Source organism: Methylobacterium sp. WL19 (assembly GCF_008040005.1).
Taxonomy (GTDB): Bacteria; Pseudomonadota; Alphaproteobacteria; order Rhizobiales; family Beijerinckiaceae; genus Methylobacterium; species Methylobacterium bullatum.
Window position 1 is genome coordinate 1 of sequence record NZ_VRVC01000155.1, and the last position, 10548, is coordinate 10548.

The window sequence follows — 10548 nt, forward strand, 5'->3', positions numbered from 1 at the left end:
GCCCTGGGCCGCGCCCCAGACCCCCATCCGGGTGCCGCGCTCGGCCTCGCCGCCGGCACCCGCCAGGCCCATCATCGAGCCGATGGCGGCCACAGCGAACATGCCGTTGAACAGGCCGAGGGCGAAGACCGCGACGCGCAGGGGAAAGTCCGGGCCGATGAGGCCGCCGCCGGCGATCCCCGCCAGCGCCAGGGCCGAACCGGCGCAGCCGGTGGCGGTCCACAGTTTCAGCGAGCCGAGATACGGGCCGCCGATCCCCATGGTGAGGCCGGCCACCGTGAGCATGCCGGCGAGCACGCCGCCATGCTGCAGACCCGAGAGCTTGGTGGTGACGCCGGGCGTCATCGCGAAGACGAGGCCGGCGAAGGGTTCGAGGATGAGTTCCTGCGCGCTGTAGGCCAGCATCGCCACGAAGATGAAAACGGTGAAGCGGCGCGAGGCCGGCTCGGACCAGACCCGTGCCAGCACCTCGCGGAACGGCCGCTTCGGGGCGCCCTCCGCGTGGCTGGACGGAGCGCGCTCCGGCTCGATGCCGCCGACCGCGAGCACGGCCAGGAGGAAAGCGAGGAGCGAGACCGTGCCCGACACGGCCACCAGCCGGGCGCCGGAGAACGGATCGAGGAAATGTCCGGCGATCGGCGCGGTGATGGCAAAGCCCGCGATCATCATCACCCAGACGATGGTGGCCGCAGCCCCCCGGCGGCGCGCCTCGACGCCGCCGGCCAGGAGCACGAGGAGGGAGGTGCCCGCGGCACCCGCCCCCATGCCCACGGTGAGGAAGGACAGGATCGCCAGAGCGATGCCGGCGGCAAGATGGGTTTCCATGAGGGCGGTCGCCGTCGCCGCGCCGAAGCCGCCGAGGCACAGCGCGGCCATGCCGCCGACGATCCAGGGCGTACGTCGCCCGCCCATATCCGAGCCGTAGCCCCAGCGCGGGCGCAGGACCTGGACGGCGTAATGGAGGGTCACGAGGGCGCCGGGAATCATCGCCGGCAAGGCGAGCTCCACCACCATGACCCGGTTGAGGGTCGAAGTCATGAGGACGACCACGGCACCCAAAGCGGTCTGGACGAGGCCGAGGCGGACGATGGCGAGCCAGCCCAAGGTCGGCGCCATCACGCGGCTCCCTGCTGCGCGATGGCTCTCAGGGCGAAGGCCGCCACCAGCATGCCGAGCACGTAGAGGGTGGTGCCGGTGCCGTTGTACCAGGCCGCCCGTCCGCGGGGATCCTTCAACAGGCGGGACATCAGGACGAGTTGCGCGGCGAGCAGGCCGGCAACGAAGACCGCATGCCCGGACCGGTCCCAGGCGTAGAGGAGGGCGATCACCGCCAGCTGGGGCAGGGCCATGACGAGGCAGGCGAGGCGGGCGGCCCGGTCGGTCCCGAGCTGGACCGGCAGCGAGCGGAGATTCATGCGCGCATCCCCTTCCACCGACTTGAAATCGTTGAGGGTCATGATGCCGTGAGCGCCCACGGAATAGAGAAAGGCCACGGTGAGGATGCGGTGGTCGGGCAGGGCGCCGGCCATCACGGCGGCACCGGTGAACCAGGGCAGGCCCTCGTAGCAGAGCCCCACCGCGGCGTTGCCCCACCACCCGTTCTGCTTCAGCCTCAAGGGCGGCGCGCTGTAGATCCAGGCGAGGACCAGCCCGAACAGGGCGGCATAGAGGATCCAGACCCCCAGGGCGGCCGCGACGGAGAGGGAGAGGGCGGTCCAGGCCAGTGCCACGTAGAGGCCCCAGCGGCCGGGCATCCGGCCGGACGGGATCGGCCGGTTCGGCTCGTTGATCGCGTCGACATGGCGGTCGTACCAGTCGTTGGCCGCCTGCGAGGTGGCGCAGACCAGGGGGCCGGCGAGCACGATCCCGGCGACGATGACCGGCCAGTGCCCGCTCGCCGGAACCCCGGAAGAGACCACCCCGCAGGCAAAGGCCCACATCGGCGCGAACCAGGTGATCGGCTTCAACAGCTCCAGCAAGGCGCTGGGAGCGGGCAGTCCGCGGATGGCGGAAGGAGCGGGGGAGACCGACGTTGCCATGACGTGGAAGCTAGGTTCCGACGCCTCGACGTGTCAAGTTTGATTTACACTTGGACCGACAAATAAGGGCGACAGTCGGACGCAGGCCGCCCGTCGCCGAGGCTCATTCGTCGTCGGCGAGATCCGGCCCGTCGAGGTCACCGATCCCGTAGCGGCGCAGCTTGGCGTAGAGCCCTTGGCGGCTGAGGCCCAGCATCTCGGCGGCCGAGGCGCGGTTGTCGCGGGTGATGCGCAGGGCTGCCTCGATACATAGGCGCTCGATCAGGTCCGTCGATTCGCGCACCAGGTTCTTCATGGAGACCCGCCCGACCAGCTCGGTCATCTGCTCGACGGACCGCGGCAATTCCCGCCCGCCGGGGGCGGCGGCAGTGCGGCGGGGGGTCGAGCGGATGGTGAAGCCGAGACAGGGCTGGCCGCCGCCCGGGACCGAGACGGCGGCGACCTCGACCTCTTCCACCGACCCGTACTCGCCGCGCAGGCTCGTCGCGTAGTGGCGCACGGAGCCGTGATGGCCGAGGGTCGAGAACAGGGCGGCGGCCTCGGTCTCCTCGCGCCCGAGCCAGCGGTCGAGGGGTTCGCCGCGCACCTGTTCCTCGGTGGCGAGCTGCACCAGATCGAGGAAGGCGGCGTTGGCCGCGAGGATGCGCCGCTGCGGATCGGTGACGACGAAGCCCTCCGGCAGGCTCTGGATCACGTCGAGGGCCGAGGCCCCGGTCCGGCTCGGGGGGGCCGCGTCGGTGGGCTCGGCCGACAGCCGCAGGAGGGCGCTGGTGGCGTTTTCCTGCCGGAACAGCGAGGCGGCGACGCGGGTCTCGCCGCGACCGTTGCCGAGACGGGCGACGAGGTCGCCCGCCTGTCCGGTCACGCGCAGGCCGGCGAAGAGCGATTCGAGCTCGCGGGTACTGCCCGCATCGAACAGGTCCACCACGTCCTGACCGATGATGCGCTTCTCCACGCGGCCGATGAGGCGGGCGGCGGCCGGGTTCACCTCGGTGACCCGGCGCGTGGCGGCATCCACCACCAGGACCGGCTCGCCGGCGAGCTGGAACAGCAGGCGGTAACGGGTCTCGGCGCCGCGCAGGCGCAGGTAGTCGCGCTCCAGCGCCTGCTGGGTCTCGGCGAGCTTGCGCTGCAGCGCCGCCATCGCACGCAGGTTGCGGCCGATGACGATCACCGGGCCGCCGGTCTCCAGGCGCATGGCCGAGTAGCGCACCGGCAGGTCGATGCCCGTGGCGGAGGGATGGTTCACCTGGCGCCAGCGCGTGACCGCGCCGGGGGCCGCGTCACGCAGGAGGGCGGCGATCTTGGGCCGGCTCTCGACGGTGACGGTGTCCACCCAGAGCTGGCCGAGCCAGGTCTCGCAACCCTCGTCGGTGAAATCGGCATTGCCGAAGGCCGCATCGCGGATGACCCCGTCCGCGTCGACGATCAACGCGAGGTCCGTCGCCGCGGCGACGAGGAGCCCGGCCGCCTCCGCATCGAGGGGACCGAGGGTTTTGCGAAGCGCTGCGAACGTTTCCGCCGCTGCAGGGAGTGCCAGACTGGTCAAGGATCACCACGATGTGACGACGTCGAGCCGGTCTTTCAGCAGGGTCTGGCCCGCGGATCAAGCAAGCTCTCGGCAATGGAAATGGCGAGACGGGCATCGCTCGCCGTCGCGTCAGCGCCGACGAGAACCGAATGGTCGGGGTTTTCGGTGAAGATCGGCCCACCGACCATGACACGAACCGACGGATTGCGCGAGGCGCGCCGAAGCTCCGCCACCATGTTCGCGAGGGCCGGAAGGAGGGTTTCGGAGCCGAGCGACACCCCGATCACGTCGAACCAGCCCGTGCGGGCGGTCCGGATCGGGTCGGGGTGGAGCTCGTGCGCCGCGCTCGTGACGTCCCATCCGGCATCGCGGAAGAACCGCTCGATGAGGGAGAGGCCGAAGCTGTGCGTCTCGCCCGGGCAGGCCATCAGGAAGATGCTGCGCCCGTGCGGATCCGGCGCCGGCTCCGAGCGGAACCGGGCTGTGAGGTCGTGCATGATGCGCTGGAGGCGCCCCATGGCGATGGTGAGCTCCGCGAAATCGCAGAGATCCTCCTCCCACAGGTGGCCGAGATGGCGTGCCGTGGGGGCGAGGAGGTCGAGGAGCAGGCTGTCCAGGGAGAGGCCGTCCTCGATGAGGACGACGATCCGGCTCTCCACATCGTCGCAATCGGGCGCGAGCACCAGGGCGGCGAATTCGGCGATCTGGTCCGGCGTCGGCAGGATGCCGGGACGCTCGGAGCGGGGGTCGGCCCGGTGGGCCAGCATCAACCGCGGGATGATCTCGGCTTCGACCACGCTGGCGAGGTCACGATCCCAAGCCGGGCTCCGATCCTGAAACGGTCGATCGGGATATAATGCATTATTACGTTGCGGATGGACTTCGCTGGACGACCTCTCAAACATCGAGGCCGCCCGAAGCGAACTGACGTCATCCATTGGAACCTCCCAATGTTGCTGACGGCTTCTTGATCCAGCTCGATCTTGAGTGTCGAACTTCGCATCATCGACTTGCGAATGCCTTTGACGCTGCGAGCAACATGAAAATGGTTACAAGCGGGCCTTGACGATGACGATACCGGTTACCAACGATTTGGCAATCCCGCCCCTCACATTATTCTGCATCAAATCTGTAAAATGAAAACGACGTAAAGCTAGCTTGACACTCTTCCGGCGGGTTCCTAACCTCCCTCTCAACGGGCCTCCGACCATGCGGGGCCGGGTCAAGACGGGGTGGAGCCGATGCCTGCAAGAGGAGGCCAGCCGAGACGACCTCTCTATTCGCCGGCCGAGCGCGCCCGGCGCGACGCCTCCGCCTGGACTCTGGTTCAGGGCATCCTCGCGCCGCTCCAGTTCCTGGTCTTCCTCGTCAGCCTCGGCCTCGTCCTGCGCACGTTGGCGACGGGGGAGGGCGCGTCGGCCGCCAACGCCTCCATCGTGGTCAAGACCCTCGTCCTCTACGCGATCATGGTCACCGGCTCGATCTGGGAGAAGGACGTCTTCGGGCGCTACCTGTTCGCCCCCGCCTTCTATTGGGAGGACATGGTCAGCATGCTCGTGCTGGCCCTCCACACCGCCTATCTCGTGGCGCTGGCCACGGGCGCCCTCGACACGACGGGGCTGATGCTCCTGGCGCTGGCCGCCTACGCCTCCTACGCCGTCAACGCCGCGCAATTCCTGCTGAAGCTGCGGGCCGCCCGCCTGCAGGCGTCGCCCCACGCCGTCCTCTTCACGGAGGGCGCGCGATGAATGCCCACGCTCCCGTCACGGCGTTCGAGAACGAGCACGGCCTGGAGATCCGGCAGGAACGCGGCCAGCGGGCGGTGTTCTGCGGGCTCACCGGCATCGTCTGGCTTCACCGCAAGATCCAGGACGCCTTCTTCCTCGTGGTGGGGTCGCGCACCTGCGCGCATCTCATCCAGTCGGCCGCCGGGGTGATGATCTTCGCCGAGCCGCGCTTCGCCACCGCCATCATGGACGAGCGCGACCTCGCCGGCCTCGCCGACATGAACGACGAACTCGACGCGGTGGTGGGCCGCCTCGTGGCGCGCCGGCCCGAGATCAAGCTCCTGTTCCTGGTGGGGTCGTGCCCCTCGGAAGTGATCAAGCTCGACCTGTCGCGCGCCGCCCAGAGGCTGTCGCGCAGCCTCGCGCCCGACGTGCGGGTGCTGAGCTATTCCGGGAGCGGCATCGAGACCACCTTTACGCAAGGGGAGGATGCCTGCCTCGCCTCCCTCGTGCCCGAGATGCCGGCCGAGGCGGCCAATGCCGAGACCTCGCTCCTCGTGGTCGGCGCGCTCGCCGACGTGGTCGAGGACCAGTTCGCCCGGATCTTCTCGGAGATGGGAATCGGCCCCGTGAGGTTCCTGCCCGCGCGCCGGGCCGGGGCGATGCCGCCTGTCGGGGAAAACACCCGCTATCTCCTGGCCCAGCCCTTCCTCGCCGACACGGCGCGGGCGCTGGAAGAGCGGGGCGCCACACGGCTCGCCGCTCCGTTCCCACTGGGAGCCGAAGGCACCACGGGCTGGCTCAAGGCGGCGGCGGAAGCCTTCGGCGTGTCGGCCGGACGGTTCGAGGCCGCCACCGCGCCGGGGCTGCGCCGGGCCGAGCAGGCGCTCGCCCCCTACCGGGCGATGCTGGCGCAGCGCCGGATCTTCTTCTTTCCCGATTCGCAGCTGGAAATCCCCCTGGCGCGCTTCCTCTCGCGGGAGATGGGCGCCGAACTGGTGGAAGTCGGCACCCCCTACCTCCATCGCGGGCATCTCGACCGCGAGATGGCCCTGCTGCCGCGCGGCACCCGGATCGTGGAAGGGCAGAGCCTCGACGACCAGATGGACCGCTGCCGGCAGGCCCGCCCCGACCTCACCGTCTGCGGGCTCGGCCTCGCCAATCCGCTGGAGGCGGAAGGGCTCGCGACCAAATGGTCGATCGAGCTGCTGTTCACCCCGATCCAGGGCTACGACCAGGCCGGCGACCTCGCCGAGCTGTTCGCGCGCCCCCTCGTCCGCCGTACCCGGCTGGAGGTGTAGCCCGATGCAGCTCACCGTCTGGACCTACGAGGGACCGCCCCATATCGGCGCCATGCGCGTCGCCACCGCCATGCGCGGCCTGCACTACGTGCTGCACGCCCCCCAGGGCGACACCTATGCCGATTTGCTGTTCACCATGATCGAGCGGCGCGATGCCCGCCCGCCGGTGACCTACACCACCTTCCAGGCGCGCGACCTCGGCTCGGACACCGCCGCGATCTTCAAGGACGCGGTGGCTGCCGCCTACGAGCGCTTCCGCCCCGAGGCGATGATCGTCGGCGCCTCCTGCACGGCGGAGCTGATCCAGGACGATCCGGGCGGTCTCGCCAAGGCCCTGGCCCTGCCGATCCCGGTGATCCCGCTGGACCTGCCCGCCTACCAGAAGAAGGAGAACTGGGGCGCCTCGGAGACCTTCTATCGGCTGGTGCGGACCCTGTGCGGCCCGAAGGCGGAGACGGTCGGGAAGGCCGGACGGCGCCCGTCCTGCAACATCCTCGGCCCCACGGCCCTGGGCTTCCGCCACCGCGACGACCTCGTGGAGATCCGGACGCTTCTCGACGCCCTCGGCGTCGACGTGAACGTGGTGGCGCCGCTCGGCGCGAGCCCCGCCGATCTCGGCCGCCTCGGCGAGGCCGATTTCAACGTGGTGCTCTATCCCGAGATCGCGCGCGCCGCCGGGCAGCACCTCCAAAAGACCTTCGGCCAGCCGATGGTCGAGACTGTTCCCATCGGCGTTGCCGCCACGATCCGCTTCGTGGAGGAGGTGGCGGCGGTCGCCGGTGTCGATCCGGCCCCGGTCCTGTCCGGCGCGCCCTCGCGGCTACCCTGGTACTCGCGCTCGGTCGATTCGACCTATCTCACGGGGAAACGCGTCTTCGTTTTCGGCGATGCCACCCATGCCCTCGCCGCCGCCCGGATCGCCGCCACCGAGCTCGGCTTCAAGGTGGTGGGTCTCGGCAGCTATGCCCGCGAATTCGCCCGCGAGATCCGGGCCGAGGCGGCGCTCCACGGCATCGAGGCGACGATCACCGACGATTACCTCGAGGTGGAGGCGGCGATCCAGGCCAGCGCCGCCGAACTGGTGCTGGGCACGCAGATGGAGCGCCACATCGCCAAGCGTCTGGGCCTGCCCTGCGCGGTGATCTCGGCCCCGATCCACGTCCAGGATTTCCCCGCCCGGCACTCGCCGCAGATGGGGTTCGAGGGCGCCAACGTCCTGTTCGACACCTGGGTCCATCCCCTGATGATGGGGCTCGAAGAGCATCTGCTCGGCATGTTCCGCGAGGATTCCGAGTTCCACGCCGACGCCGCGCCCTCCCATCTCGGCCCCGGTCACCAGCCGCTACCTCCCCCCTCTGCGGGGGAGGGTGGCCCTCGCGTCAGCGAGGGTCGGGAGAGGGGAGCGCCAGTTCCGGAGAGGTCGCCCCCTCTCCCGCCTGCTCCGCAGGCACCCTCCCCCGCAGAGGGGGGAGGGAGCTCCGGTTCCGCACACAGCACGTGGGCTCCCGATGCCGAGAAAGAACTGAAAAAAATCCCGTTCTTCGTGCGGGGCAAAGCCCGCGCCAACACCGAACGCTTCGCCCGGGAGCGGGCGCTCCCCCTCATCACCGTCGAGACGCTGTACGATGCCAAAGCGCATTTCGGACGCTGAGCGTCCCGCCCTCAGCCTCGTCGTCGTGACGATGGACAACCACATGGCCAGCGCCCTGGAGCGCGCCCGCCACAGGCTGCGCGACGAGATGCCGGGGCTCACGCTCTGCTTCCACGCGGCGGCGGAATGGGACACCGACCCGGCGGCTTTGGCCGCCTGCAAGGCCGACATCGCCCGCGCCGACATCGTGGTCTCCACCATGCTGTTCATGGACGAGCACGTCCGCGCCATCCATCCGGCACTGCTCGCCCGCCGCCCGCATTGCGACGCGATGATCGGCTGCCTCTCGGCCAGCGAGATCGTCAAGACCACCCGCCTCAACCGCTTCGACATGGACGGCACCAAAAGCGGCGCCCTCGAATTCCTGAAGAAGCTGCGCGGCAAGACCGGTGCCCAGGGCAACGGCGCCCGCCAGATGGCGATGATCCGCCGGCTGCCCAAGATCCTGCGCTTCATCCCCGGCTCGGCCCAGGATGTCAGGGCCTATTTCCTCACCCTGCAATACTGGCTCTCGGGCTCGGACGAGAACATCGCCAACCTCGTGCGCTTCCTCGTCGGCCGCTACGCCGCCGGGCCGCGCGAGAGCTGGCGCCGGATCGCCGCCGCGCCGGCGCCCCTGAGCTACCCCGAGACCGGTCTCTACCATCCGCGCATGAAGGGCCGGATCGGCGAGGATCCCTCGCGGCTGCCGGTTCCGTCCGCAGGGGTGAAGGGCCGCGTCGGCCTGCTGGTGATGCGCTCCTACGTGCTTGCCGGGAACACCGCCCATTACGATGGCGTCATCGCCGCCCTCGAGGCGCGCGGGCTCAGTGTCGTGCCGGCCTTCGCCAGCGGCCTCGACAACCGTCCGGCGGTGGAAGCGTTCTTCCGGAGCGACGGCCGGCCCGCCATCGACGCCCTCGTCTCGCTCACCGGGTTCTCCCTGGTGGGCGGCCCCGCCTACAACGACGCGGCCGCGGCCGAGACCACCCTGCGCGACCTCGACGTCCCCTACCTCGCCGCGCACGCCCTCGAATTCCAGACCGTGGAGCAGTGGGAGGCCTCCGACCGCGGCCTCTCCCCCGTGGAAGCCACCATGATGGTGGCGATCCCCGAACTCGACGGGGCCACCGCGCCGATGGTGTTCGGCGGCCGTTCCAGCCGCTCGCCCGGAGCCAATGCCCGAGACATGAGCGTCCATTCCGAGCGGGCCGACATGCTCGCCGCCCGTGTCGAGCGCCTCGTCTCCCTGCGCCGCAAGGACAGGGCCGCGCGCAAGGTGGCCATCGTCCTGTTCGGCTTCCCGCCCAATGCCGGGAGCATCGGCACCGCCGCCTTCCTCTCGGTCTACCAGTCCCTCCACAACACCCTGAAGGGCCTGAAGGCCGACGGCTACGACGTCGCGGTGCCCGACAGCGTCGACGATTTGCGCAACGCGGTGCTGGCCGGCAACGCCGCCCGCTATGGCACCAGCGCCAACGTCCATCACCGCATCCCGGCCGACGACCATGTCCGGCGCGAGCGGCATCTCTCCGAGATCGAGGCGCAATGGGGTCCGGCGCCGGGGCGCCAGAACAGCAACGGCTCACAGATCTTCGTGCTGGGCGCGCAGTTCGGCAACGTCTTCGTCGGCGTGCAGCCGGGCTTCGGCTACGAGGGCGACCCGATGCGGCTGCTGTTCGAGCGCGGCTTTGCCCCGACCCACGCCTTCTCCGCCTTCTACCGGTACCTGCGCGAGGATTTCCGCGCCGACGCCGTTCTGCATTTCGGCACCCACGGGGCGCTCGAATTCATGCCCGGCAAGCAGACCGGCCTGTCGGATTCCTGCTGGCCCGAGCGCCTGATCGGGCCACTGCCCAACGTCTACCTCTACGCCGCCAACAACCCCTCCGAGGGCATGATCGCCAAGCGCCGCTCGGCCGCCACCATGGTGAGCTACCTCACCCCGAGTCTCACCCAGGCCGGGCTCTACCGGGGCCTCATCGACCTCAAGGCTTCCATCGAGCGCTGGCGCGGCCTGGAGCCCGAGGCGGAAGCCGAGCGCCGCGACCTCGGCCAGATGATCCAGGCGCAGGGTTCCGCCCTCGACCTGACATCGGCCGAGCCGGCCTGGTCCGGGGACATGTCCGGCAGGGTCCTGGCGCTGGGCCTCGCACTCAGTGAACTCGAACACACTCTGATCCCGCACGGGATGCACGTGGTCGGGGAAGGCACGCCCCCCGAGGAGCGGATCGACTTGCTGCTCGCCCTGGCCGACGCGTCGGGCGGCCTGAAGCCCGACCGCGCCGGCATCGAGGCCCTGGTGGCGGGCGCCCCCCTC

General features: G+C 69.9%; 8 protein-coding genes. 4 read left to right on the forward strand and 4 right to left on the reverse strand.

Features of this window, described 5'->3' with window-relative positions:
- The 4 genes from FV220_RS22000 to FV220_RS22015 form a co-directional block, all read right to left on the reverse strand.
- The coding region (locus FV220_RS22000) for a BCD family MFS transporter (RefSeq protein WP_147833222.1) at positions 1-1116 on the reverse strand (1116 nt) is incomplete at its 3' end.
- On the reverse strand, positions 1116-2039 hold the full coding sequence (gene chlG, locus FV220_RS22005) for a chlorophyll synthase ChlG (protein WP_056148926.1): 924 nt from the start codon (positions 2037-2039) through the stop codon (positions 1116-1118). The genes chlG and FV220_RS22000, both read right to left, overlap by 1 nt.
- Positions 2040-2142: 103 nt before the next feature.
- Positions 2143-3588, reverse strand: a complete 1446-nt coding sequence (gene ppsR / locus FV220_RS22010; RefSeq protein ID WP_056148924.1) for a transcriptional regulator PpsR — start codon at positions 3586-3588, stop codon at positions 2143-2145.
- A 35-nt stretch (positions 3589-3623) separates the two neighbouring features.
- A complete protein-coding gene (locus tag FV220_RS22015; RefSeq protein ID WP_056148922.1) occupies positions 3624-4367 on the reverse strand; it encodes a cobalamin-dependent protein in 744 nt (247 codons plus the stop codon).
- Between the two features lie 444 nt (positions 4368-4811).
- Between FV220_RS22015 and bchF the strand changes: the two genes are divergently transcribed.
- The 4 genes from bchF to FV220_RS22035 form a co-directional block, all read left to right on the forward strand.
- Positions 4812-5318: a 2-vinyl bacteriochlorophyllide hydratase gene (bchF, locus tag FV220_RS22020; RefSeq protein WP_018043254.1), complete on the forward strand. Its 507-nt coding sequence runs from the start codon at positions 4812-4814 to the stop codon at positions 5316-5318.
- Complete coding sequence (locus FV220_RS22025; protein ID WP_147833223.1) at positions 5315-6598, forward strand: ferredoxin:protochlorophyllide reductase (ATP-dependent) subunit N; 1284 nt, start codon at positions 5315-5317, stop codon at positions 6596-6598. The genes bchF and FV220_RS22025 overlap by 4 nt, the downstream gene beginning before the upstream one ends.
- Before the next feature lie 4 nt (positions 6599-6602).
- A complete protein-coding gene (bchB, locus tag FV220_RS22030) occupies positions 6603-8249 on the forward strand; it encodes a ferredoxin:protochlorophyllide reductase (ATP-dependent) subunit B (RefSeq protein ID WP_056148916.1) in 1647 nt (548 codons plus the stop codon).
- The coding region (locus tag FV220_RS22035; protein ID WP_147833224.1) for a magnesium chelatase subunit H at positions 8224-10548 on the forward strand (2325 nt) is incomplete at its 3' end. The genes bchB and FV220_RS22035, both read left to right, overlap by 26 nt.